The organism is Propionicimonas paludicola (assembly GCF_002563675.1).
Classification (GTDB): Bacteria; Actinomycetota; Actinomycetes; order Propionibacteriales; family Propionibacteriaceae; genus Propionicimonas; species Propionicimonas paludicola.
Map to the genome: position 1 here is coordinate 1,010,024 of NZ_PDJC01000001.1, position 24,535 is coordinate 1,034,558.

23 protein-coding genes are annotated in these 24,535 nt (G+C 69.0%); 16 read left to right on the plus strand and 7 right to left on the minus strand.

Going from position 1 to position 24,535, the window contains the following annotated elements; all coding sequences use genetic code 11:
- Window positions 1–37 precede the first annotated feature (37 nt).
- On the plus strand, window positions 38–841 hold the full coding sequence (locus tag ATK74_RS04595; RefSeq protein ID WP_245840689.1) for an alpha/beta fold hydrolase: 804 nt from the start codon (window positions 38–40) through the stop codon (window positions 839–841).
- Between the two features lie 163 nt (window positions 842–1,004).
- On the plus strand, window positions 1,005–2,600 hold the full coding sequence (locus ATK74_RS04600; protein WP_098459940.1) for an ABC-F family ATP-binding cassette domain-containing protein: 1,596 nt from the start codon (window positions 1,005–1,007) through the stop codon (window positions 2,598–2,600).
- Window positions 2,601–2,602: 2 nt separating this feature from the next.
- On the opposite strand, the gene ATK74_RS04605 is transcribed toward ATK74_RS04600, so the two are convergent.
- On the minus strand, window positions 2,603–3,691 hold the full coding sequence (locus ATK74_RS04605; RefSeq protein ID WP_211283282.1) for an LOG family protein: 1,089 nt from the start codon (window positions 3,689–3,691) through the stop codon (window positions 2,603–2,605).
- Window positions 3,692–3,796: 105 nt separating this feature from the next.
- Here ATK74_RS04605 and dxr point away from each other — a divergent pair, with 105 nt between their 5' ends.
- Complete coding sequence (gene dxr, locus ATK74_RS04610; protein WP_098459941.1) at window positions 3,797–4,948, plus strand: 1-deoxy-D-xylulose-5-phosphate reductoisomerase; 1,152 nt, start codon at window positions 3,797–3,799, stop codon at window positions 4,946–4,948.
- Window positions 4,948–6,237, plus strand: a complete 1,290-nt coding sequence (locus tag ATK74_RS04615; protein ID WP_098459942.1) for a M50 family metallopeptidase — start codon at window positions 4,948–4,950, stop codon at window positions 6,235–6,237. Before dxr ends, ATK74_RS04615 begins: the two co-directional genes overlap by 1 nt.
- On the opposite strand, the gene pdxR is transcribed toward ATK74_RS04615, so the two are convergent.
- Window positions 6,215–7,597 carry a MocR-like pyridoxine biosynthesis transcription factor PdxR gene (pdxR, locus tag ATK74_RS04620; protein ID WP_245840692.1) on the minus strand — a complete coding sequence of 461 codons (1,383 nt, stop codon included), beginning with the start codon at window positions 7,595–7,597 and terminating at the stop codon, window positions 6,215–6,217. The two genes, ATK74_RS04615 and pdxR, sit on opposite strands and share 23 nt — an antisense overlap.
- A gap of 46 nt (window positions 7,598–7,643) precedes the next feature.
- Between pdxR and ATK74_RS04625 the strand changes: the two genes are divergently transcribed.
- From ATK74_RS04625 to ATK74_RS04635, 3 genes are all read left to right on the plus strand, one after another.
- Complete coding sequence (locus tag ATK74_RS04625) at window positions 7,644–8,645, plus strand: aldo/keto reductase (RefSeq protein WP_098459944.1); 1,002 nt, start codon at window positions 7,644–7,646, stop codon at window positions 8,643–8,645.
- Between the two features lie 145 nt (window positions 8,646–8,790).
- Window positions 8,791–9,939: a flavodoxin-dependent (E)-4-hydroxy-3-methylbut-2-enyl-diphosphate synthase gene (gene ispG, locus ATK74_RS04630; RefSeq protein ID WP_098459945.1), complete on the plus strand. Its 1,149-nt coding sequence runs from the start codon at window positions 8,791–8,793 to the stop codon at window positions 9,937–9,939.
- Between the two features lie 3 nt (window positions 9,940–9,942).
- The gene (locus tag ATK74_RS04635; protein WP_098459946.1) at window positions 9,943–10,770 is read left to right on the plus strand and encodes a GNAT family N-acetyltransferase; all 828 of its coding nucleotides are present in this window, start codon (window positions 9,943–9,945) and stop codon (window positions 10,768–10,770) included.
- A 6-nt stretch (window positions 10,771–10,776) separates the two neighbouring features.
- On the opposite strand, the gene ATK74_RS04640 is transcribed toward ATK74_RS04635, so the two are convergent.
- Together ATK74_RS04640 and ATK74_RS04645 are read right to left on the minus strand one after the other, a co-directional pair.
- A complete protein-coding gene (locus tag ATK74_RS04640; protein ID WP_211283284.1) occupies window positions 10,777–11,256 on the minus strand; it encodes a YbaK/EbsC family protein in 480 nt (159 codons plus the stop codon).
- A 23-nt stretch (window positions 11,257–11,279) separates the two neighbouring features.
- A complete protein-coding gene (locus ATK74_RS04645; protein ID WP_098459947.1) occupies window positions 11,280–11,666 on the minus strand; it encodes a DUF1304 domain-containing protein in 387 nt (128 codons plus the stop codon).
- A 161-nt stretch (window positions 11,667–11,827) separates the two neighbouring features.
- On the opposite strand from ATK74_RS04645, the gene ATK74_RS04650 reads away from it, so the two are divergent.
- The 3 genes from ATK74_RS04650 to nusA all read left to right on the plus strand — a co-directional run bounded on the left by ATK74_RS04650 (window position 11,828) and on the right by nusA (window position 15,165).
- Window positions 11,828–13,600: a proline--tRNA ligase gene (locus tag ATK74_RS04650; RefSeq protein WP_211283425.1), complete on the plus strand. Its 1,773-nt coding sequence runs from the start codon at window positions 11,828–11,830 to the stop codon at window positions 13,598–13,600.
- 105 nt (window positions 13,601–13,705) lie between these two features.
- A complete protein-coding gene (rimP, locus tag ATK74_RS04655) occupies window positions 13,706–14,191 on the plus strand; it encodes a ribosome maturation factor RimP (RefSeq protein WP_098459949.1) in 486 nt (161 codons plus the stop codon).
- Entirely contained in the window at window positions 14,191–15,165 is a 975-nt protein-coding gene (nusA, locus tag ATK74_RS04660) for a transcription termination factor NusA (RefSeq protein WP_098459950.1), read from the plus strand. Before rimP ends, nusA begins: the two co-directional genes overlap by 1 nt.
- 81 nt (window positions 15,166–15,246) lie before the next feature.
- Here nusA and ATK74_RS04665 read toward each other — a convergent pair whose 3' ends face one another.
- Window positions 15,247–15,720: a Clp protease N-terminal domain-containing protein gene (locus tag ATK74_RS04665; protein WP_098459951.1), complete on the minus strand. Its 474-nt coding sequence runs from the start codon at window positions 15,718–15,720 to the stop codon at window positions 15,247–15,249.
- A gap of 107 nt (window positions 15,721–15,827) precedes the next feature.
- On the opposite strand from ATK74_RS04665, the gene ATK74_RS04670 reads away from it, so the two are divergent.
- The 5 genes from ATK74_RS04670 (at window position 15,828) to ATK74_RS04690 (ending at window position 21,583) form a co-directional block, all read left to right on the plus strand.
- On the plus strand, window positions 15,828–16,076 hold the full coding sequence (locus ATK74_RS04670) for a YlxR family protein (protein WP_169923736.1): 249 nt from the start codon (window positions 15,828–15,830) through the stop codon (window positions 16,074–16,076).
- A 216-nt stretch (window positions 16,077–16,292) separates the two neighbouring features.
- A complete protein-coding gene (gene infB / locus ATK74_RS04675) occupies window positions 16,293–19,154 on the plus strand; it encodes a translation initiation factor IF-2 (RefSeq protein WP_098459953.1) in 2,862 nt (953 codons plus the stop codon).
- Between the two features lie 87 nt (window positions 19,155–19,241).
- Complete coding sequence (gene rbfA / locus ATK74_RS04680) at window positions 19,242–19,679, plus strand: 30S ribosome-binding factor RbfA (protein WP_245840694.1); 438 nt, start codon at window positions 19,242–19,244, stop codon at window positions 19,677–19,679.
- Window positions 19,672–20,559, plus strand: coding sequence for a tRNA pseudouridine(55) synthase TruB (gene truB, locus ATK74_RS04685; RefSeq protein ID WP_245840697.1), 888 nt, complete (start codon window positions 19,672–19,674; stop codon window positions 20,557–20,559). The genes rbfA and truB overlap by 8 nt, the downstream gene beginning before the upstream one ends.
- Before the next feature lie 97 nt (window positions 20,560–20,656).
- Complete coding sequence (locus tag ATK74_RS04690; RefSeq protein WP_098459955.1) at window positions 20,657–21,583, plus strand: bifunctional riboflavin kinase/FAD synthetase; 927 nt, start codon at window positions 20,657–20,659, stop codon at window positions 21,581–21,583.
- On the opposite strand, the gene ATK74_RS04695 is transcribed toward ATK74_RS04690, so the two are convergent.
- Window positions 21,580–22,068 (minus strand): GNAT family N-acetyltransferase, encoded by a 489-nt coding sequence (locus tag ATK74_RS04695; RefSeq protein ID WP_098459956.1) that lies wholly within the window; start codon window positions 22,066–22,068, stop codon window positions 21,580–21,582. The genes ATK74_RS04690 and ATK74_RS04695 overlap by 4 nt on opposite strands.
- 197 nt (window positions 22,069–22,265) lie before the next feature.
- Here ATK74_RS04695 and ATK74_RS04700 point away from each other — a divergent pair, with 197 nt between their 5' ends.
- Window positions 22,266–23,042 (plus strand): LppX_LprAFG lipoprotein, encoded by a 777-nt coding sequence (locus tag ATK74_RS04700; RefSeq protein ID WP_098459957.1) that lies wholly within the window; start codon window positions 22,266–22,268, stop codon window positions 23,040–23,042.
- 67 nt (window positions 23,043–23,109) lie between these two features.
- Here the strand turns inward: ATK74_RS04700 and pntB are convergent, their stop codons facing one another.
- Window positions 23,110–24,534 (minus strand): Re/Si-specific NAD(P)(+) transhydrogenase subunit beta, encoded by a 1,425-nt coding sequence (gene pntB, locus ATK74_RS04705; protein ID WP_098459958.1) that lies wholly within the window; start codon window positions 24,532–24,534, stop codon window positions 23,110–23,112.
- Between the last annotated feature and the right edge of the window lies 1 nt (window position 24,535).

A 24,535-nucleotide genomic window follows, 5' to 3' on the forward strand; every position in this document is an offset into this window, starting at 1 on the left:
CTAGGCTCTCGAACGCACGTTCGATTCAAGGAGCAGCATGTCCGGCATGGTCTATCAGGAGTTCGGCGAGGGCGTCCCGCTGATTGCGGTGCACGGCTGGCCGGTGGATCACCACATCGTCCAGGGCTGTCTGGAGCCGATCTTCGAGGCCCGGCCCGGCTATCGCCGCATCTACCCCGATCTGCCCGGCCAGGGCGCCTCGTCCGGCGCGGGAGTGGCCAGCTCCGATGACGTGCTGGACGCCCTGGACGCCTTCATCGAGGAGCAGGTTGGCCAGGAGCCGTTCCTGCTGGTGGGGGAGTCCTACGGAGGCCTGCTGACTCGCGCCATCGTGAACCGCCGGCCCGACCAGGTGCGTGGCGTTGCGCTGATCTGCCCTTCGGTGGCCCTCCCGTACACCGAGCGGACGGTGCCTGCGCTGCAGGTCCTGCGCCGACAGCCGGGGGCGCTGGACGGCCTGTCCGCGGAGGTGGTCGAGAACTTCACTGCGCTGGCCGTGGTGCACACCGCTGAGGCCGTCCGCCGCTTCCTGGCCGATGTTCAGCCCGGCCTGGCCGCCGCCGACCCCGAGACGGTCCAGCGAGTGGAGGCCAAACTCATCCTGAGCGTCGACCCGGACCGTGACCAGCCGGTGTTCGACGGACCGTCCCTGATCCTGCTCGGACGCCAGGACAACGCGGTCGGCTATCGCGATCAGCTGCCGCTGTTGGAGCGCTACCCGCACGCCTCGCTGGCCGTGCTGGACGTGGCCGGCCACAACCTGCAGATCGAGCAGCAGACCCTGTTCGCCGCGCTGGTGAACGAGTGGCTGGATCGGGTGGAGGCGGACGATCAGGGCTGAGCCACGGTTTGCCGGTGGCATCGGGTTGGGTGCACCATGGCATCCGTATCCCCGATCGATCGAGGTTGAGATGTACGCAGACTCCAGTTCAGCTGCCACCCAGCGCTGACCTGTCGAGTCCTTCCGGACTCCGGGCGCAGCGCGCTGATCGAGGAGTCCGTACATGCCTTATCCCACAACCGTCCTTGAGGACGTGTGTTTCGCCTGGCCGGACGGCCGGGTGGTGCTCGATGCAGCCTCGGCCAGCCTGAGTGGCCGAGCCGGCCTGATCGGGGCCAATGGCGCCGGGAAGTCCACCCTGCTGCGGCTGATCGCCGGTGAGTTGCACCCCGACTCCGGCCGGCTCCATGTGGCCGGACGAGTGGGCGTGCTGCCCCAACACCTGGTCCTCCAGACCGAGCGACGAGTGGTGGACCTGCTCGGCTTCGGGCTCCAACTCGATGCGCTGCGTGCCATCGAGGCCGGCTCTACCGACCAGCTCCACTACGACCAGCTGGGCGATGCCTGGGACGTCGAGACGCGAGCCACCGCCGCGCTGGCGGCGGCCGGGCTGGACCGGCTGGGGCTGGATCGCTCGGTCGGCACGCTGTCCGGCGGTGAGGCCATGCTGGTGGCGATCACCCGGCTGCGTGCGTCCGGTCCGGCGTTGGCGCTGCTGGATGAGCCGACCAACAATCTGGACGCCCAGGCCCAGGGCGCCCTGCGCGAGGTGCTCGCCGACTGGCCCGGCTCATTGCTGGTGGTCAGCCACGACCTGCCGCTGCTGCGCACCGTGGAGCAGACCGTCGAACTAGACCAGGGCCGGCTCACCGTCTACGGGGGCGGCTACGACGAGTTCCGCGCACAGCGAGAGCGGGAGCAGACTGCGGCAGCGCAGGCGGTGGCCACCGCCCGTCAGGTGCTGCGGACCGAGCAGCGCCAGCGGATCGAGGCCGAAACCCGGCTGGCCCGTAGTGCTCGCAAGGGACGCACGGACCGGGCTAACGCCACCTTCATCGGTGCCGTGGCCGACGAGCGCCGCCGACAGGCCCAGCAGACCGCCGGCAAGGTCCGCGGCACTCTGGACGACAAGGTGCGTCAGGCCGAGGAGCGACTGGCCCAGGCTGAGCAGCAGCTGCGTCCGGTCACCGAACTGAGCGTCGAGCTGCCCGATCCGCGGCTGGGTGCCGGGCGACGGCTGGCCGAACTGCGCGATCCCGAACGTAGCTGGATCATCGCCGGCCCACAGCGAGTCGCGCTGACCGGTGCCAACGGGGTCGGCAAGACCCGGCTGCTGGAGACCCTCTTCGAGCCCAGCCGGGACTCGGCGCTGCAGGCGCGTCCGCTGGCCGAGCGGATCGGCTATCTGCCGCAGCGCCTCGACGACCTGGACGACCAGGCCTCCGTCCTGGAGAACGTGGCCACCACGGCGCCGCGACGCACGCCCGGCGAGATCCGCGCGCAACTGGCCGGCTTCGGGCTGCGCGGCTCGGCCGTGGAGCGGCCGGTGGCGACCCTGTCGGGAGGGGAGCGGTTCACCGTAGTGCTGGCCCGGCTGCTGCTGGCCGATCCGGCACCCCAACTGGTGGTGCTGGACGAGCCGACGAACAATCTGGATCTGCAGCGCATCGACGGCCTGGTCGCCGCCCTGAACCGGTACCGGGGTGGGCTGCTGGTGGTCAGCCACGACCCGGAGTTCCTGGACCGGATCGGGATCGATACCTGGCTGGAGGTGGTGGCCGGGCCGGACGGGCCGCGGCTCGAGCAGCGCTGGGGCTGAACTCAGCCGATCAGGGCCGGGATCTCGGCAACGTCGTCGATCAGGTGGATGGACCCGGCCAACGGGCGACCGGTGGCCAGCGCGGCCAGCAGCGGCCAGGCCGGGACAGTGCGGGTCCAGTACTCGACCCCGACCAGGATCAGCGGCGCGACCGGGCCGGTGTGGGCGTAGTAGCGCGGGGTCACGGCCTGGAAGATCTCTTGGACGGTGCCGGCCGCTCCGGCCAGGCAGACCAGGCCGGCCGAGGCATGCCGCAGCAGGACGTCCTCGCGGATGGCGTTGGAGAACAGCTTGGCCGAGCCGACGCAGAACACATTGGGCGGCTCGTGGCCGTACAGCCAGGTGGGTACTCCGAAGCTCGGTCCGGGCAGATCCTGGCCCTCGGTGACCGCGAAGGCCGCTCGGGCCCACTCCTCGATGCTCTCGCCGAAGCTGGGCACCACCGCGAGCGCGGCGACCGCCCGCTCAAGATCGGCCTCGGGCGGGAGCGCGGCGCCGAGGTTGACCGCTTCCATGGCGCCGGGACCGCCGCCGGTGAGCACGGGATGGCCGACGGCGACCAGCGAGCGGCCCAGCTGAGCGGCCGCGGCATAGTCAGCGCTGCCACGCTCCAGCGCGTGTCCGCCCATCACCCCGACGGCGCCCGCCAGCGCCAGATCGTCCAGGGCTTCGGTGATGGCGTGGTCGTGCAGCGTCATGGCCAGCTGGCTGGTCAGGCTGCGTTGGGTGCCGACGTGGCGCCACCAGCGGTAGGTCCGGGCGTCCAGCGTGTAGCGGTAGCCGCGGTCCAGCCCGGCGTAGAGCTCGGCGGGCCGGTACAGCCCGGTCCGGTACGGCTGGAACGGCAGGTCGGGCAGCGTGGGAAAGACCAGGGCGCCTCTGGCCTCGATAGCCGCCTCCACGCCCGATCCGAAGCGGCAGCCCAGGAAGACCGCCCGGGTCACATCAACGGCAAGCAGGGCATCGCTGCGTGCGCTCAGATCCAGGGATTGCAGGTAGCACCCGGCCAGCGAGCCGCTGGCCACCTGGGCGTCGAACTGGGCGATGGTTTCGATCTCAAGATCGTCCGCCGACTGCGAGCTGTGCTGCACCCCGCCTCCGTTCAGCCATGCCAATTGCCCCTGAGTGCACCCTATCCGGGTGGCCGGCGGACGCTAGGCTGCACTGGTGCCTGTTCAGCAAGGAGTCGGTGGCGGATGCGTCAGGTAGTCATTCTGGGGAGCACCGGATCGATCGGGACCCAGGCGATCGAGGTGATCTCCGAACGTCCTGAGCGCTTTGAAGTGGTCGGACTGGCGGCCGGGGGCAACTCGGTCGAGCTGCTGGTCAGCCAAGCCAAGCACCTGCATCCGGCCGTGGTCGCCGTGAGTGACACCGCGGCCGCTGACCGCGTCGCCGAGCAGTTGCCGGGAGTCGAGGTCCTGGCCGGACCCGATGCCGCCACAATCCTGGCCGCACGGTCATGTGACGTGGTGCTGAACGGCATCACCGGGGCTGCCGGCCTGGCGCCCACCTTGGCCACCCTGGGTGCCGGCACCACATTGGCCCTGGCCAACAAGGAGTCCCTGGTGATCGGCGGACGCCTGGTCACCGAGGCCGCTGCGCCCGGCCAGATCGTCGCCGTCGACTCCGAGCATTCGGCCTTCGCGCAGGCGCTGCGCGCCGGACGGGCGGATGAGGTTCGTCGGCTGATCCTGACGGCGTCCGGTGGCCCGTTCCGCGGCCGCAGCAAGGCCGAGCTGCGCGACGTCACCCCGGATCAGGCAATGGCTCACCCCACCTGGGCGATGGGACGAGTGATCACCATCAACTCGGCCACCTTGGTCAACAAGGGGTTGGAGCTCCTGGAAGCCGGCCTGCTCTACAACGTGGACCTGGATGCGATCCAGGTCGTGGTGCACCCGCAGTCGATCGTCCACTCGATGGTCGAGTTCCACGACGGCTCGACGATCGCCCAGTGCTCGCCTCCGGACATGAAGCTGCCGATCGCGCTCGGTCTGACCTGGCCGGAACGGCTCGCCGATGCGGCGCGGCCCTGTGACTGGACCTCGGCGACCAGCTGGACCTTCGAGCCGCTGGACAGCGAAGCCTTCCCGGCTGTCGAGTTGGCCCGGCGGGCCGGCAAGGCCGGCGGCACCGTCCCGGCGGTCTACAACGCGGCCAACGAGGTCTGCGTGGACGCCTTCTGCGCCGGTGATTTGGACTTCAGCGGCATAGTCGACGTCGTGGCGGACGTGGTGGCCGAGCAACTCGCGAACCCGGTGGCCGCCGAAATGAGCGTTGCGTCGGTGCTGGCAGCTGACTCCTGGGCCAGGACCGCGGCAGCACAGCGGATCAAGGAGCGGTGATGGAGCTACTGGCCACGGTGGGCTTCGCGATCGGCTTCTTCGTCCTGATCATGGCCTCGGTCGCGCTGCACGAGATCGGGCACATGGTGCCGGCCAAGCTGTTCGGGGTGCGAGTGCCGCAGTACTTCGTCGGCTTCGGCCCCCGGATCTGGTCGACGGTCCGCGGCGACACCGAGTACGGCCTGAAGTGGTTCCCGCTGGGTGGCTACGTCCAGCTGCTCGGCATGTACCCGCCGCGCCCGGACGGCAGCTTCCGGCGCACTCGGCTCTCGGAGTTCGCCGACGATGCCCGGGCCTATGAGTGGACCCAGATCTCCGAAGAGGACGTGGCCAACCAGCGGCTGTTCTACCAGAAGAAGACCTGGCAGAAGCTGATCGTGATGGCCGGCGGTCCGGCCATGAACCTGTTGATCGCCTTCGTCCTGATGTTCGGGGTCACGGCCGGCTATGGGGTGTACCGCCCGCAGACCACGATCTCCTACGTCCAACCCTGCGTGATCGCCGACCCGACCCGCACCACCTGCCTGCCCAGCGATCCGCCCTCGCCGGCGGCCGCGGCCGGGCTGAAGGTGGGCGACCAGATCGTCGAGTTCAATGGCGTGACGATCAGCTCCTACGCCCAACTGAGCTCGCTGATCCGGAGCAACCTGGACGGGCCCGCGCAGCTGGTCGTCGAGCGCGATGGCCAGCGGGTGACGCTCACGCCGGTGCACACCATCGTCACCTCGGTGGCCGATCAGCTGGATCCGAGTCGCAAGGTGCAGGCCGGCCTGATGGGGATCCGTCCGACTCAGGTCCTGACCAAGGGTGGGCCGGTCGAGGTCCTCTCCGACATGTGGACCCTGACCCAGCAGAGCGTGGTGGCCCTGGTCCAGTTCCCGGTGAAGGTGTGGCACGTGGTGGCCGGCCTGGTCACCGGGCAACCGCGGGACATCAGCGACCCGATCAGCATTCTGGGCGCCAGCCAGGTGGCCGGTCAGGTGGTCGCCTCCGGTGAACTCGACACCGGCGCCAAGGTGGCCAGCTTCGCCTCGCTGCTGGCCTCGGTGAACCTGTTCCTGGCGCTGTTCAACTTCGTGCCGCTACCTCCGCTGGACGGTGGCCACATTGCCGGTGCCCTGTACGAGGGTGCTCGTCGTGGCCTGGCCAAGCTCTTCCGACGGCGGGATCCGGGCTACTTCGATACCGCCAAGCTGCTCCCGATCGCCTACGGCGTCGGTGGCCTGCTGCTGATCAGCGGAGTCGCGCTGATTCTGGCCGATCTGATCAGCCCGGTGCGGCTGTTCTGATCGCTGTGGCCAGCGCCATGACGGCGCTGTCGACCATGCGGTCGGGGAGATTGCCGTAGCCCAGAACCAGGGTCGGCCGGTCGTGCGCCGGGACGAGTCGGCAGGCGGCGAGATCCATCACGCGCACGCCGGCCTCGGCTGCCACTGCGGTGACCATGGCAGCTGAGCTCTGCTCGGGCAGTACCACCAACAAGTGCAGACCGGCGGCCACTCCGCTCACCCGGCACTGGGGTAGCCGGCGGGCGATCGCCGACACCAGGAGATCCCGGCGGACCCGGTAGCGGCGTCGCGCCTGGCGCAGGTAGCGGTCGTAGCTACCGCTGCGCAGGAATCGGGCCAGCGCCAACTGGTCCAGCACGCCGACCTCGGGAACCGTCTGGGTGAGTCTGGTCGACCATTGCGGTGGAGCGGCGATCCACCCGATCCGGACGGCCGGGGCCAGGGTCTTGCTCACCGACCCGAACAGTGCCACCCGGTTGGGAGCCAGCCCCTGAAGGGTGCCGATGGGCCTGCGGTCGTAGCGGAACTCGGCGTCGTAGTCGTCCTCCAGAAGCAGCCCGTCCACCCGTTCGGCCCAGGCCAGTGCGTCCGCCCGGCGCTGGGAGCTGAGGACGGCACCGGTGGGGAAGTGGTGGGCGGGGGTGAGTGCGGCCAGGTGCAGGCCGTCGTCGAGCTCGTCGGTCCGTGCACCATGTCTGTCGACCGGCAAGCTCACCGGCTGCAGGCCGGACGATGCGATCGTGGCCCGCAGTCGAGCCCAGCCGGGATCCTCGACCGCGATCCGATCGTGCTGGCCGGCGAGCAGCCGGGCCATGGCGGAGACCCCTTCGCGGACACCGGTGGTCACGATCACGTTGTCGGGTGCCACCGTGGCCCCACGCACCCGGCCCAGGTAGTCGGCCAATGCCTCGCGCAGCGCTGGATGGCCGCCGGCCGGGGCATAGCCCAGGTCGGAGTGGGGTGCCTCCGTCAGTGCCTTGTGCCAGGCCCGGGCCCACCCGGCCCGGGGAAATGCGCTCAGGTCGGGCAGGCCCGGTCCCAGGTCGTAACGCACCGGTGCCGAGTGGGTGGTCTTCTGCGCCCGGGCCGGCGGGCGGGCCATCGCCGAGCGCACCTTGGTGCCGGCGCCGGCGTGTGCCTCCAGATAGCCCTCGGCGACAAGCTGCTCATAGGCCTGGGTCACCACCCAGCGGGAGCAGCTCAACTCCGCTGCGAGCTCCCGGCTCGGCGGCAGCGGCGCTCCGTCGCTCAGCTGACCGTCGCGGATCGCCGTGCGGATCGCCATGGCGAGTCGGGCGTGCCGGGGTCCGTCCCCGGCGACCATCCGCTCCTGCCACAGATTGGTCTGGGATCTGCTCACAGCATTGGATAGTAGAGCCAGTCCAATGCTCCGGAAGGATCGAGTCATGGACACTCTCAGGTCACTGCGCCCGCTGGGCACTTCTGGAATCGAGGTCAGCCCGATCGGGCTGGGTTGCTGGGCGATCGGCGGCCACTTCACCTTGGACGGCAAGCCGGACGGCTATGGCGTTGTCGACGACGACGAGTCGGTACGGGCGATCCAGTGCGCCATCGAGCGAGGGGTGACCTTCTTCGACACCGCGGACGCCTATGGCACCGGGCACAGCGAGGAGGTGCTCGGCCGGGCGGTGGCCGGAGTGCGCGATCAGATCGTGATCGCCACCAAGTTCGGGTTCGTCCCGGATCCGGCAACGCAGGCGGTGGTGGGCGTCGACACCAGCCCGGGCTACCTCCGGCGGGCGCTGACGGCCTCGCTGCGCCGACTCGGCACCGACTACGTCGATCTCTACCAACTCCACGTCGGCGACCTTCCACAGGCGCAGCTGGATGACGTGTTCGGCGCGCTCGACGAGCTGCGTCGCGAGGGGCTGATTCGCAGCTACGGCTGGAGTACCGGCAATGTCGAACTCGTCCGCACGGTGGCCCCGCGCTGGGATCTGGCCGCCGTGCAGTGCGAGCTCAACGTGCTGCACGACCAGCCGGATCTGCTGGACGCCGCTGCCGGCCACGGACTGGCCGCCATCGCCAACATGCCGCTGGCCATGGGCCTGCTGTCGGGGAGGTATGTGGCGACCTCGAAGCTGTCCGACCAGGACGTCCGTGGAAGCGGGCACTCCTGGGTGCGCTATTTCACCGACGGACGTCCCGATCCGGTCTTCCTGGCCTGGCTGGCCGCCGTGCGCGAGGTGCTCACCAGCGGCGGTCGCACTCTGGCCCAGGGCGCTCTGGGCTGGGTGCTGGCGCGCGCCGATCACACGGTGGCGATTCCGGGCTTCAAGAACCGACGCCAGGCCGCAGAGAACGCGGACGCCCTGGCGCTGGGGCCGCTGGATCCGGCGGCCATGCGGCAGATCCAGCAACTGCTGGACGAGCTGGGAGCCGTCTGAAGGAGTCGCGGACCCGCAGAGGAGACCCAGTCGGATTGCGTACTTTGGGGGCCTGGGAGCACTGCGCTCCCAGGTCGCCAGGTTCCTTGAGTAGGCTTACTGGCGGCCGGTCGATACCGGCTGATGCTGAACGAACGAGGAGTCGATGACCGTCAGTCTTGGGATGCCCGCAGTTCCGCCTCCAGTATTGGCGCCGCGTCGTCCGACTCGCCAGATTCGGGTGGGCAAGGTGGCCGTGGGGGGTGGTGCGCCGGTCTCGGTGCAGTCGATGACCACCACGAAGACCACCGACATCAATGCCACTTTGCAGCAGATCGCCGAGTTGACCGCGGCCGGCTGCGACATCGTCCGGGTGGCCGTGCCCAGCCAGGACGATGCCGACGTGCTGCCGATCATCGCCAAGAAGAGCCAGCTCCCGGTGATCGCCGACATTCACTTCCAGCCCAAGTACGTCTTCGCGGCCATCGACGCCGGCTGCGCGGCCGTCCGGGTCAACCCGGGCAACATCCGCGCCTTCGACGACCAGGTCAAGCAGATCGCCCAGGCCGCCACGGATGCCGGAGTGTCGATCCGGATCGGCGTGAACGCCGGCTCCCTGGACAAGCGGCTGCTGGCCAAGTACGGCGCCCCGACCCCGGAGGCGCTGGTCGAGTCGGCCCTGTGGGAAGCCTCGCTGTTCGAAGAGCACGGCTTCCGGGACTTCAAGATCTCGGTCAAGCACCACGACCCGGTGGTCATGGTGCGGGCCTACGAGCAGCTCAGTGAAGCCTGTGACTACCCGCTGCACCTCGGCGTGACCGAGGCCGGCCCGGCCTTCCAAGGGACGATCAAGTCCTCGGTCGCCTTCGGCGCACTGTTGGCCAAGGGGATCGGCGACACCATCCGCGTCTCGCTGTCGGCCCCGCCGGTGGAAGAGGTCAAGGTCGGGATCAAGATCCTGGAGTCGCTGAACCTGCGTCCCCGCAAGCTCGAGATCGTCTCCTGCCCGTCGTGTGGACGCGCCCAGGTGGACGTCTACACCTTGGCCGATGAGGTCACCAAGGGCCTGGAGGGGATGACCGTCCCGCTCCGGGTGGCGGTGATGGGATGCGTGGTGAACGGCCCGGGCGAGGCGCGTGAGGCCGACCTCGGTGTGGCCTCCGGTAACGGCAAGGGCCAGATCTTCGTCCGCGGTGAAGTGGTGAAGACGGTCCCCGAGTCCGAGATCGTGGCCACGCTGATCGAAGAGGCGAACCGGCTGGCGGCTGAGTTGCCGCCCAGTGAGTCCGGCGCGGTGCAAGTGTCGGTCGGGTAACCGGTGGAAGCTCGCATCCTCACTCCCGCTGACGAGGAGGCCGCCCGGCTCGTGATCCGGCAGGACCCGATCCAGAACGTCTTCGTCGGCTCGCGAATCGATGCGGGCGTGCTCAACCCTGGCGTTCCGGGGCTGGTCTGGGGGTGGCCGTCCCAGCAGCCGGCGGCATTGCTGCACTGCGGGGCGAACCTGGCCCCGGTGGCGCGCACCCTGGATCCGGTGCCGGCCTTCGTCGAGGCGGCCGGACGCCGCCGCACCAGCCAGTCGATCGTCGGCCCGTCCTGGTTGGTGATGCCGTTCTGGCGGGCGCTGGCCGCCCGCTGGGGACGTAGCTACGACGCGGCCCGCGAGGTCCGCTCCCGGCAGCCGGTGATGGCGATCAGCGGCGCACCGCTGGTGGCTCCGGAGCCGCGCCTGCGGCCCATCCGTCCGGCCGAGTTCGGCTCGTACTTCCAAGCCTCGGTGGCCATGTACACCGAGGAGGTGGGCAGCGATCCGGGCACTGGAGCCGATTCCGGCTATCGCAGCTATTGCTGGTGGCTGGTGGAGCATCATCGGGCCTTCGGCATCGTCGAGGACGGTCGGGTGCTGTTCAAGGCCGATATCGGCGCCACCAACGATCATGTCGCCCAGATCCAGGGCGTCTGGCTGGATCCGTCGCTGCGCGGTCAGGGCCTGTCCAGCGCGGCCATGGCGGCCGTCGTGGAGTACGTCCTGGCCGAGTTCAGCGTGGCCAGCCTCTACGTGAACGACTTCAACGAGCGCGCCGTGCGCAGCTACCTGCGCACCGGCTTCGAGCAGGTCGGCGAGTTCGCCACGATCCTCTACTGATCCGGCTCAGCTGATCTCGGCGACCGGAGCTCCGGTCAGTTCAGCGAGCTGGGCCGGCGAGAGCGGGAACACCGCATGCGGGTGCCCGGCCGCCGCCCAGATCTGGTCGAACCGGGACAGCTGGGTGTCGATCAGCACGATCACGTCCCCGGTGTGGGCCACCGGGCAGACCCCGCCGATCGAGAATCCGGTCGTCGTCTTGACGAATTCGGCGTCGGCCCGGCCGATCGGCCCCACGATGGCCGAGACCTTCGCCTCGTCCACCCGGCGATCACCGGACGCGACCACCAGGACGGCCGCGTCGTCGGAGAGTCGGCGAAAGACGATGCTCTTGGCGATCTGCCCCAACTCGACCGATAGGGCGGCGGCGGCATCGGCGGCGGTGCGTCCGGTGACCGGCAGCATCACGATGGATTCGGGGTGTCCGGCCTCGGCCAGCCAGGCTGCTACTCGCCGGGTACTGTCCGGCAACTCCACGGAACTCACCAGGCCATCCTGCCAGGATCGGGTCAGGCAGCCAGCCCGGCGGCCACGCACAAGATGGCGAACAGCGGCGGCGCGGCCTGGAACAGCGCCACCCGGGCCAGCCGCGGTGCGGACAGCAGCAGCACCAGCGCGGAGGCCACCATGGCGGAGGCGCCGGCCAGGATCAAGGTGGCCCCGATCGCCGTCTGGCCGAAGAGCAGCAGGACGACTCCGAGGGTCACCCCGATCGCCAGGAACAGGTTGTGGAAGCCCTGGGTGAAGGCCAGCAGCCGGGTGCTCTGGGCCTCGGCCAAGCTCAGGCCGAAGGCCGAGCGGGTGCGATCGTTGGTCCAGTTCAGGGACTGCACAGTGAAGACGTAAACCTGGATGCCTGCCGCCAACAACGTCAAGATGACGCCAACGACGAGCATCAGTACCTCCGCATTGAGACCGCTAACCAAACCAATGTGGCCTACTCGGAGCGGAATTACAACTGCGGATGGCCACGATCTGTCCGCCGCGTCGGGCAGGGCGGCGAACCGCGGTCGGGATCGGCCGGCCGGCTGGATAGGATCATCGGGTGATCACGCGACTGTCCAAGCTCTTCGTGCGCACTCTGCGCGACGACCCCGCCGATGCCGAGGTCCCCAGCCATCGCTGGTTGGTCCGGGCCGGCTACATCCGGCGCACGGCGCCCGGCATCTATACCTGGCTCCCGCTGGGGCTGCGGGTACTGCAGAAGGTGGAGCAGGTCGTCCGCGAAGAGATGGACGCCATGGGCGCCCAGGAGGTCCGGTTCCCGGCCCTGCTGCCCCGCGAGCCCTACGAGGCCACCAACCGGTGGACCGAGTACGGACCCAACCTGTTCCGGCTGAAGGACCGCAAGGGCGCCGACTATCTGCTCGGGCCCACCCACGAGGAGATGTTCACCCTGCTGGTGAAGGACCTGTACTCCTCGTACAAGGACCTGCCGCTGTCGCTGTACCAGATTCAGACCAAGTACCGCGACGAGGCCCGGCCGCGCGCCGGACTGTTGCGCGGGCGCGAGTTCGTGATGAAGGACTCCTACTCCTTCGACGTGGACGACGCCGGCCTGGCCGCCTCCTACCAGGCGCACCGGGACGCCTACGTCCGGATTTTCAACCGGCTGGGCCTGGAGTACGTGATCGTGAAGGCCACCTCCGGGGCCATGGGTGGTTCGGCATCTGAGGAATTCCTGGCAGTGGCCGAGACTGGTGAGGACACCTTCGTCCGCTCGCCCGGCGGCTACGCAGCCAACGTCGAAGCGGTGCAGGTCACCCCGCCGCCGGAGCAGGACGCCTCGGCCATCGACCCGATCCAGGAGATCGACACCCCGGGCACGGGCACCATCGTCGAGCTGGTGGACGCCGTGAACGCCCGCTTCCCGCGCCCGGACCGTCCCTGGACGGCTGCGGACACCCTGAAGAACGTGGTCTTCAAGCTCACCTTCCCCGACGGCAAGTCGGAGCTACTGGTGGTCGGCCTGCCCGGCGACCGTGACGTCGACCTCAAGCGGCTGGAGGCGGCGATCACCCCGGCCGAGGCGGTTGCGGTGGGCGAGGAGGACTTCGCGGCCAACCCCGGCCTGGTCAAGGGCTACATCGGCCCGGTCCGGCTCGAGGACGGCACGGCTGCGCTCCAGCTGGGTCTCAAGGGTGCCCTCAAGGTGCGCTACCTGACCGATCCGCGGGTGGTGGCCGGGACCAGCTGGATCACCGGCGCCAACCGGGCCGACACCCACCAGCTGAACGTGGTGGCCGGACGTGACTTCGTCAGTGACGGCGTGATCGACGTGGCCGAGGTGCGCGCCGGCGACCCGGCACCGGACGGCTCGGGGCCGCTCAGCCTGGCCCGCGGCATCGAGATGGGCCACATCTTCCAGCTCGGTCGCAAGTACGCCGAAGCCCTGGGCCTGAAGGTGCTGGACGAGAACGGCAAGCTGGTCACCGTCACCATGGGCTCCTACGGCGTGGGCGTGTCCCGGGCCGTCGCTGCGGTGGCCGAGAACTCCTGCGACGACCGTGGCCTGGCCTGGCCCAAGGAACTGGCTCCGTTCGACGTCCAGGTGGTCGCCACCGGCAAGGGCGAGGAGCTCTTGGCCGCGGCCGAGCAGTTGGCCGCCGAGTTGTCTGCAGCCGGCCTGGACGTCCTGCTGGACGACCGCAAGGCCAGCCCCGGGGTGAAGTTCACCGACGCCGAGATCCTCGGCATGCCGCTGGCGGTCGTGGTCGGACGTGGTCTGGCCGACGGGGTGGTCGAGCTTCGCGAGCGGGCCAGTGGCGAGCGCATCGAGGTCGCGGTCACGGCTGCCGTGGCCGAGGTCATCGCGCGCGTCCGCGGCTGATCCTGCGGTAGAGATCGCCTCTGCGCCTTACACTGGGCGCTGAGGCGGCTGCGGCGCGCCTCACGGCACTGCACAACAGCATCGAACAATCGGATCGGGGAGGCAATGGACAGCGCTCAGGTGACCACTGTGGTGGAGCCGGTGGTGGAGAGCCACGGCCTCGAAGTCGATCGGATCGAAGTGGTGGCGGCCGGAAAGCGGCAGTTGGTGCGGATCTTCCTGGACGGCGACGGTCCTGAGGGGCGTGGCCCGTCCCTGGACCAGATCGCAGAGGCCACCAGGAGCATTTCGAACGCCATGGACGAGGCGGACCTCACCCGAGGACGCGCCTACGTGCTCGAGGTGTCCTCGCGCGGCGTGGGACGTCCGCTCACCGAAGCCAAGCATTACCGGCGCAACCAGGGACGACTGGTCGCGCTCAGCACCACCGAGGGCGAGCTGTGTGGCCGGATCACCGGCATCGCCGATGACGCGGTGGAACTAGACATCGATGGCAGCAGCCGCGCCGTGCCGCTGGCTGCCATCAGCAAGGCGCTGGTCCAGGTGGAGATGAACCGCCCGGGAGTCCAGCTGGACGAGGAGGAAGACTGATGGACGTCGATCTGAGTGCATTGAAGGCGCTGGAGCGCGACAAGGAGATCAGCATGGAAGTGCTGCTCGCCGCGCTCACCGATGCGTTGGTGAACGCCTATGCGCACACCCCGGGGGCGATCGAAGGGGCCCGGGTCGAGATCGACCGCAAGACCGGCAAGGTGAGCGTGCTGGCCCCCGAGCTCGACGAAGAGGGCAACCGGATCGGTGAGTACGACCACACTCCCGAGGGCTTCGGACGCGTGGCCGCCGCCACCGCCCGTCAGGTGATCTTCCAGCGGCTGCGTGAGGCCGAGGACGAACAGAAGTACGGACACTTCGCCGGCGTCGAGGGTGACATCGTGCTGGGCATCGTCCAGCAGGATCGGGACTCGCGCACCGTCCGCGTCGATCTAGGCCCGATCGAGGCGATCATGCCGCCGGCCGAACAGGTGCCCGGTGAGGACTACTCCCACGGCAAGCGGCTGCGGGTCTACGTGGTCAGCGTCCGCCGCGAACTGCGCGGGCCGCAGGTGGTGGTCTCCCGGACCCATCCGAACCTGGTGGCCAAGCTGTTCCGGCTCGAGGTTCCCGAGATCGAGTCCGGCATCGTCGAGATCATGGCGATCGCTCGCGAGGCCGGCCATCGGACCAAGATCGCTGTGATCAGCCACAACCGGGACGTCTCGGCGAAGGGCGCCTGCATCGGTCCGATGGGCCAGCGGGTGCGGGCAGTGATGCACGAGCTGAACGAGGAGAAGATCGACATCGTCGACTTCTCCGAGGACCCCAGCGTGTTCGTGGCCCAGGCGCTCAGCCCGGCCAAGGTGAGCTCGGTGACGGTGACCGACGCGGCGGCCAAGTCCGCCCGGGTGGTCGTCCCGGACTATCAGCTCTCGCTGGCCATCGGACGCGAGGGCCAGAACGCGCGACTTGCCGCCCGGCTGACCGGCTGGCGGATCGACATCCGCCCCGATACGGCTCCGGCCGAGTAGCCAGACCTCAGCTGCAGCAGTGGACGGCCCGCCGTGGACCTGGATGGTCGACGGCGGGCCGGGCTCGTGATGGGCGGGTGACTAGCGGCTGGTCGGGCTGGCCGACGGCTGGGCCGCCATCCGGGCGGCCATCACCTGTTCCAGGGCGGTGCGCACCTGGTCCGGGTCCAGACCCAGCTTCTCGGCCAGGCTCTGGGCGATGGCCTCCAGCCGAGGCTGCCCATCCGGCTGTCCGTCCGGCTGACCGGACGGCCTCGCTGTGGGCGCCGCGGTCGGTGCACCGGAGCGCCGTTGCGCAGCGAACACCTCACTGAGTGCGCTTGCCACGCGGCTCTGCTCGATGCCGAGCTTCTCGGCCAGGTCTGCGGCCAGCTGAGTGTTGTTGAACGGGCCGCGTCCGGCGCCCTGCCCGTCGGAGCCACGGTCGACGGCCGGGCCGGCCGCCTCCGAGTTGGGGGCGACCAACCCCGAGGCGGCGACGCCAACCCCGACAGCGGCACCGAGCGCCACCACGCCGCCGGCGATGCCGAGGCCGATCTTGACCGCTGTGTTCATCTGACCCCCTGATCTGGTGTGCCTCCACCACACCGGAGCGCCCTGTGGGCCCGCCCGAGGACGGCTGGGTGCGGGCTGTGGATCGCTGGCTGCCTAGACTGCTCCCCGTGAACCTTCCGCTGCGTACCTGCCTGGGCTGTCGGCGCAGCGTGGCGCGCGACGAGCTCGTTCGGTTGGCCTGGGTCGAGCCGGACGCCCAGGTGGTGCTGGATCCCGGCTTCCGGCTGGGTGGACGGGGCTGCTACCTGCATCCAGGCTGCGCGGCCGAGGTGATCCGCCGGCGGACGGTCGGACGGGCGCTGCGCCGTCCGGTGGATCCGGGTCAGGTTGCCGAGTTGTTGGCCACGCTCAGCTGAGCCGGTGCGCAGGCGTGGCACCGCCGTTTGGGCGGGCGGGTGCCGATTGAGTGCTCAGCCCGCGGAAGAGATAGACTGCTGGCTGCGCGTTCGCCAGTTCGTGGCGGGCACAACCAGAAAGTGGGCTAACGCTCATGACCACTCGATGAGAATCTCGAAATGAGCACTGAACAGAACTAGCTGGTCCACGCGCCTGCGCGGACCTGAAGGAGAGTAGTGGCCAAGGTCCGCGTCTACGAGCTCGCAAAGGAGCTCGGACTCGAAAGCAAGGAACTCTTGCAGACCCTCAATGACATGGGGGAGTTTGTGCGCTCGGCGTCTTCGACGATCGAAGCGCCCGTTGTTCGTCGGCTTCGCGAGAAGTCTGCATCCAGTCAATCCGCCGCCCCGGCGGCAGCCAAGCCTGCCCCGGCAGCACCCAAGCCCAGCGCGGCCCCGAGCCCTGCGCCCAAGCCTGCGGCCGCCCCGGCTCCCGTTCCTGCCCCTGCGCCGACTCCGGCACCGGCCCCGGCTCCGGTGAAGGCCGAAGCTCCGGCACCGGCAGCCCCGGCACCGGCAGCTCCGACTCCGGCCCCGGCAGCACCCAGCCCGGCCCCGACTCAGAGCGCAGCCCCGGCTGCGCCGCGTCCGGCTCCGACCCCGGGTGCTCCTCGTCCGGCTCCGGCGGCACCCAGTTCCGATGCGGCTCGCCCGCGTCCGGTCCCGCGCCCCGGTGGCACCGGCGGTCTGCCGTCGGGTGCCCGCAAGCCCGGCGCGCCGCGTCCGGGCAACAACCCATTCGCTTCCCGGCAGGGCATGGGCGTTCAGCGTCCGCGCCCCGAAGGTGCCGCACCCGCCCGCAGTGGCGAGCGTCCCGGCTTTGGCGACCGTTCCGGAGCCCCGCGCCCCGGTGGTGACCGGATGCCTCGTCCCGGTGGTGGAGTGGCCGGAGTGCCGCGTCCCAACCCGGCGATGATGCCCAAGACCGGTGGCTTCGGCATTGGTGGCGCCGGTCGTCCGGCGGGTGCCGGTGCGGGCCGTCCCGGTGGTGCCGGTGGCGGCCGTGGCCGTCCCGGTGGGGCTCCTGGTCGTGGCGGAATGCCCGGCGGTGCGCCGGCCGGTGGTCCGCCGGCTGGTGGCGGTCGTGGTGGCCGTGGTGGTCGTGGTGGTTCGGGCACCCAGGGTGCCTTCGGACGTCCCGGCGGTCCGGCCAAGCGGGGCCGCAAGTCCAAGAAGCAGCGCAGGCAAGAGTTCGATCAGATGGAGGCGCCGTCGATTGGCGGCGTGCGCGTCCGCCAGGGCGACGGCCAGATCGTCCGTCTTCGCCGCGGCGCCTCGCTGACCGACCTTGCCGAGAAGATCGGCGTCGAGCCGGCGTCCTTGGTGCAGGTGCTGTTCCACCTGGGTGAGATGGTCAACGCCACTCAGTCGGTGGCCGACGACACCTTGCAGGTGCTGGGTGCCGAGCTCAACTACAACATCGAGGTCGTCTCGCCCGAGGACGAGGATCGCGAGCTGCTGGAGAGCTTCGACATCGAGTTCGGCGAGAACGAAGGCGGCGAGGAAGATCTGGTGGCGCGTCCGCCGGCCGTCACCGTCATGGGTCACGTCGACCATGGCAAGACCAAGCTCCTCGACGCTCTGCGCAACACGAACGTGGTCGCAGGCGAGCACGGTGGCATCACCCAGGCCATCGGTGCCTACCAGGTGACCAGCGAGCTGGAAGGCGTGGAGCGCAAGATCACCTTCATCGACACCCCGGGTCACGAGGCGTTCACCGCCATGCGTGCCCGTGGCGCCAAGTCCACCGACATCGCGGTGCTGGTGGTGGCCGCTGATGACGGTGTGATGCCGCAGACGATCGAGGCGCTCAACCACGCCAAGGCCGCGGACGTGCCGATCGTGGTGGCCGTGAACAAGATGGACAAGGAAGCAGCCGATCCGGTCAAGGTCCGCGGACAGCTGACCGAGTACGGCCTGGTGCCCGAGGAGTACGGCGGCGACACGATGTTCGTCGACGTCTCCGCAACGGCCAAGACCGGCCTGGCCGAGCTGCTCGAAGCGATCCTGCTCACCGCGGACGCATCGCTGGACCTGCGGGCCAATCCGGCCATGGAGGCTCAGGGTGTGGCGATCGAAGCGCACCTGGACAAGGGACGCGGCCCCGTGGCCACGGTCCTGGTCCACCGTGGCACGCTGCACACCGGCGACTCGATCGTGGCCGGTTCGGCCTATGGCCGAGTGCGGGCCCTGATCAACGACCAGGGTGAGACCGTCGACGAGGCTCCGCCCTCGATGCCGGTGCAGGTGCTCGGTCTGACCTCGGTGCCCGGCGCTGGTGACAACTTCCTGGTCGTCGAGGACGACCGGATGGCTCGCCAGATCGCCGAGAAGCGGGAAGCCCGGCAGCGGGCCGCCATGCTGGCCAAGACCACGCGCCGCAAGACCCTGGATCAGCTGTTCGAGCAGCTGGCCAAGGGCGAGACGCAGGAGCTGCGCCTGATCCTGAAGGGCGACTCGGCCGGTGCCGTCGAAGCCCTGGAGGACGCACTGCTGCAGATCGACGTCGGCGAAGAGGTGTCGCTGCGGGTCATCGACCGCGGTGTCGGTGCGATCACCGAGACCAACGTCTCGCTGGCCGCTGCGTCCGACGCAGTGATCATCGGCTTCAATGTCCGGGCCCAGGGCAAGGCCACTCAGCTGGCCGACGCCGAGGGCGTGGACGTCCGCTACTACTCGGTGATCTACTCCGCGATCGATGAGGTCGAGGCTGCTCTGAAGGGCATGCTGAAGCCGATCTTCGAGGAGAAGGTCCGCGGCCAGGCGGAGATCCGCGAGATCTTCCGCTCGTCCAAGTTCGGCGTGATCGCAGGCTGCATGATCATCGACGGTTCGGTGAAGCGCAATGCGAAGGCTCGCCTGCTGCGCGACGGCATCGTGGTCACCGAGACCTCGATCGCCTCCCTGCGCCGCGAGAAGGACGACGCCACCGAGGTTCGGGAAGGTTTCGAGTGTGGCCTCACGCTCGCGCACTTCTCCGACATCAAGATCGGCGACATCGTCGAGACCTTCGAGATGGTGGAGAAGCCGCGCGACTGAGTCCCCGCGGGCTCAGGACACTAAGTCACGTCCCGCCCGGTCTCTCAGCTGAGGGACCGGGCGGGCGTTTTCGAAAGGGGAGTAGCGATGTCGAAGCCTCGATTCGCCAAGGTGACCGAACAGATCAAGTTCGTGGTCGCTGAGATGCTGCAGCGTCGGGTCAAGGATCCGCGGCTGGGCTTCGTGACCGTGACCGATGTCCGGATGACCGGCGACGGCCATGAGGCGACGGTCTTCTACACGGTGCTCGGCGACGAGAACGCGCGAGCCGAGTCGGCGATCGCCCTGGCCTCGGCCACCGGCATTCTGCGCTCGGCGGTCGGCAAGCAGCTGGGGATGAAGTTCACCCCGAGTCTGACCTTCGTGCTGGACGCGGTCGAAGAGGATGCGGCGTATCTGGAGGACGTGCTGGCCAAGGCACGCGCCCAGGACGCCGCTGTGGCCGCTCAGGCGGCCACGGCGACCTACGCCGGGGATCCGGACCCCTACCGGAAGCCGGAAGCCGCAGAAGACGACCTTGACTGAGCAGTCCGGCCTGGTGGTGGTCGACAAGCCGACCGGCTGGACCTCGCACCAGGTGGTGGCCCGCTGCCGCCGCCTCTATGGCACCAAGAAGGTCGGTCATGCCGGCACCCTGGACCCGCTGGCCACCGGCGTGCTGCTGGTCGGTGTGAACCGGGCCACCCGGCTGCTGGGACACCTGGCCGCCCACGACAAGAGCTACTCGGCGACCATCCGGCTCGGCCAGGCCACCATCACCGACGACTCCGAAGGGGAGTTCGTCAGTGCGTCCGGTGCCGCCGGTGTCGACCTCGAACAGGTGGCCACGGTGTTGGCCACCTTGACCGGTGAGATCAGCCAGGTCCCGTCCGCGGTCTCGGCGATCAAGGTGGACGGCAAGCGCTCCTATGCCCGAGTCCGGGCCGGCGAGGCCGTCGAGCTGGCCGCCCGCACCGTCACGGTGAGCCGTTTCGACGTGATCCAGGCCACCCCGGTGGTGGCCGACGGGCTGCCGCTGCTCGACCTGGACGTGGTGGTGGACTGCACCTCAGGCACCTACATCCGGGCGCTGGCCAGGGATCTCGGCGCGGCCCTCGGCTGCGGGGGCCATCTGACCCGACTGCGCCGCACCCGGATCGGCAACTTCGATCTGTCCTTGGTGGGCCTGGACGAGGCCGGCCTGGCCGACGCCGAGCCCGGCCCCCTGCTCAGCCTGGCCGAGGTGGCTCGGCGGGCCTTCCCGGTGGTCGAGTTGGACGCGGCGCAGGCGGCCGACGTCCGCTACGGCCGCAGTCTGGAGCTTGCGCTGGACCACAGCCCGTCCGCGGTCCTCTTCGATGGCGAGCTCCTGGCGCTCTATCGCGCCGATGGCGACATCGCTCGGCCGGTGGCCGTCCTCGGATGAGCCGGACGGGCTGGCGCGACCCGCGGCAGGCGGGTTCGGGTCACTTGGGTAAGGTAGCCACCGGTATTGCGTGGCTTTGGCCGGGGAAGGTTGGGCAGTGGGCTCGTCGATCGTCGTCATAGGCAACTTCGATGGCGTGCACCCCGGACACCGGGCCGTCCTGGCCGAGGCTCGGCGCCGCGATCCCGAGCTGCCGCTGGTCGTGGTGACCTTCTGGCCGCATCCGGTCTCGGTGCTGCGCCCGGAGGCCGCACCGCTGCTGCTGACCTCCCTGGAGGCCCGAATCGAGCATCTGAGTGCCGCCGGAGCCGACCGGGTCGAGGTGATCGACTTCACCCCCGAGTTCGCCTCCTGGACCCCGGCCGAGTTCGTCGAGCGCGTGCTGATGCCACTGGCGCCCAAGGTGGTCGTGGTGGGGGAGAACTTCCGGTTCGGGCATCGCGCCGTCGGGAACCTGGACACTCTGCGCGAGCTGGCCGCCGGCCGCTTCGAGGTGGACGGGCTGCCGCTGGTGAAGTTCCGCGACGAGGACACCTGCTCGACCCGGATCCGGGAAGCTCTGGCCGCTGGTGATGTCGAGCACGCGGCCGAGCACCTGGGTCGACCGTTCTGCTTCCGCGGTGTGGTCAGCCATGGCGATCGGCGCGGCCGAGAGCTGGGCTTTCCGACGGCCAACCTGCCGGTGCCGGCAAACCTGGCCTGCCCGGCCGACGGCGTCTATGCCGGCTTCCTGACTCGTCGCGACGGCCTGGACGGGCGGGGCGAGCAGCTCGCCGAGGGGGCACCGTCCCCGCGCTGGCCGGCCGCCATCTCGGTGGGCACCAATCCGACCTTCGGTGGGCTGTCCAGGCGGGTGGAGTCCTATGTGCTGGATCGCGATGACCTGGAGCTCTACGACGCCCCGGTCACCGTCGAGTTCGTGGCCCGGATTCGCGGGCAGGTGAAGTTCGACGGCATCGCGGGGCTGATCGAGCAGATGCACACCGATGTGGCCGACTGTCGTCGGCTGCTCGGCTTGAGCTAGCGAACCGTGAGCGACTTGCGATAGACCGCGTCCACCTGGGTCCGGGCCACTACCTGGCCGTCCGGGCCGAGCTGGTCGTAGTTGGTCTCGATGTGATCCCCGGTCGGGGTGTACTCCAAGCCGATGTACATGGGGATGGCCGCCTCGTTGTCGGGGTCGACCCGCAGGAACACCTCCACGAAGCCTCGGGCCGCAGCCTGTCCCTCCAGATAGGTGGTGATTGCCCGCGCCGCGCCCTGGCGTCGCATGGTCGGGTAGACCCACAGGTTCTTCAGCTCGGGGCACAGCTTGCTGGCGCGGCAGTCCAGCGCTCCGGTGCCCAGCGGCTCGTCGTCGCGCAGGGCGATCGCGTAGTAGTAGTCGCCGGCCGACATCATGTCGAACTGCGCCTGGGAGAAGTTGGCCGCCGGGTTGCTCTCCCGAGCGATGAGAGCCGGCAGATCGGCAGCGGTACAGAGTCGGACCTCGATCGGCGCCTCGGGCATTCGTCCTCCGTCGTTGAGTGGGTTCGCTTGTTCAGTGTCGCCCCGTCAGCCAAATCCGGCTGGACGTCTTGGTCCCTGGCACCACTCGGACACCGCCTGAAGATCACCGTGTGACAACGGATGCCAGCTATTACTTACAGCTGGCGGTGCCTCATGCAAAGCTTCTTCACAAGATTCGCCAAGGGAGGAACCCACCCATGTTTCACAAGCTCGGCCTGACGGCAGCCGCTGTCGGCCTGGTCCTGGTTGCTGGCTGCTCCACGCCGGCACCGGCGCAAAGTCAGCAGGCGCCCAGCCAACCCTCCGCGAGCTCGGCCGCTCCGGCGACCAGCGCGGCTCCACAGTCCAGTCCGGCTCAGCCGGCCGGCGACTCCGCGATCGACGACTTCGTCGCCAAGGTCGGAAATGGCCTGGACGGCGTCAAGAGCTACCACCTGAAGATGTCGATGAGCTCGGCTGGTCAGCAGATGACGTTCGAGGGCGACGTCGACGCCGCCGACCCCAAACATCCGAATCAGCATCTGTCGATGGACCTGGGCAAGATGACCATCGAGATGATCACGATCGGCAAGGACTCCTACATGAAGGGCCTGCTCGGCAGTGGTTGGGTCAAGGTGTCCGAAGACGTGGCCTCGCAGACCACTACCGCCGAGATCGACCAGAGCAAGTGGTTGGCCCAGAACAAGGACGCCTTCAAGAAGGTCGAGAACCTCGGCACCGAGAGTGTGGGCGGGGCGAACACCACCCACTACCGACTCACCCTGGACGCCGCGGCCCTGAAGGACCTCGGCTCCGATGCCGGCGCCAGCGGGGAGGTCGCCTATGACGCGTGGCTCGACGACTCCGGACTGATGCGCAAGGCGGTGTTCGACCTCAACACAGGCAAGGCGCCGCTCAAGATGGAGGTGCTGCTCACCAAGGTCAACGAGCCGGTCACGATCAAGCCGCCGGCCAAATTCACGACGATGGGCTAGCCCCACTGGCCGCAATGAACAGGGCCCCCGCCGAATCCGGCGGGGGCCCTGTTCATTGGGTGTGAGCTCAGTCGAGCGCCTTCAGGATGTCGTCCACACGCTGCTTGGCGTCGCCGAACAGCATCTGGGTGTTCTCCTTGAAGAACAGCGGGTTCTGGACGCCGGCATAGCCGGTGGCCATCGAGCGCTTGAACACGATCACGTTCTCGGCCTTCCAGACCTCGAGCACCGGCATGCCGGCGATCGGGGAGTTCGGGTCGTCCAGCGCGGCCGGGTTCACCGTGTCGTTGGCCCCGATCACCAGCACCACGTCGGTGTCGGCGAAGTCCTCGTTGATCTCGTCCATCTCCAAGACGATGTCGTAGGGGACGTGGGCCTCGGCCAGCAGCACGTTCATGTGCCCGGGCAAGCGTCCGGCCACCGGGTGGACGCCGAACCGGACGTTGACGCCGTGTGCGCGCAGCTTGGCGGTCAGATCGGCCACTGGGTACTGCGCCTTCGCGACCGCCATCCCGTAGCCCGGGGTGATGATCACATTCTTGGCGTTCCAGAGCAGTTCGGCCGCGCCGGCGGCGTCGATCTCGCGATGCTCGCCATCCTCGACCGCGCTGGCCGCCACGGTGCCACCCTCGGAGCCGAAGCCGCCCAGGATCACCGAGATGAACGAGCGGTTCATGGCCCGGCACATGATGTAGGACAAGATCGCACCCGAAGAACCGACCAGCGAGCCGGTGATGATCAGCAGGTTGTTGCCCAGCATGAAGCCGGCCGCTGCCGCCGCCCAACCGGAGTACGAGTTCAGCATCGACACCACGACCGGCATGTCGCCGCCACCGATGGCCGCGACCATGTGCAGGCCCAGCAGGAAGCCGATGACCGCGATGGCGATGATCAGCACCCAGCCCAGGGTCGGGTTGGCCTCAGCGCCGATCACGAACCAGATCATCAGCGCGAAGAACAGCACGAAGCCGACCAGGTTGATCAGGTTGCGTCCGGGCAGGGTCAGCGGCTTGGAGCCCATCTTCGCGGAGAGCTTCAGATAGGCGATCACCGAGCCGGTGAAGGTGTAGGCGCCGATCAGCACGCCCAGGGCCACCTCGACCAGGTGGACGGCGCCGCCGGCGCCCTCCGCCACGGCGAAGGAGTTGAAGCCGACCAGCACCGCAGCCATGCCCACGAAGGAGTGGAAGGCCGCGATCAGCTCGGGCATCTGGGTCATCTCGACCTTGCGGGCGATCGGAGTACCGATCAGGGCGCCGATCAGGAGCACGGCCACGATCAGGGCCAGGGTGACCAGCACCGACTGCCGGCCCGGCTGGGTGGCCGAGAGGAACAGCGAATCGGCGATGGTGGCGATCAGAGCCAGAGCCATGCCGACCATGCCGGCGATGTTGCCCATCCGGGCCGTGGTCTGCTTGGACAGCCCGGCCAGGGAGAGGATGAACAGAACCCCAGCGACGATGTAGAGCCCTTGGATGAAGTACTCAAGCATG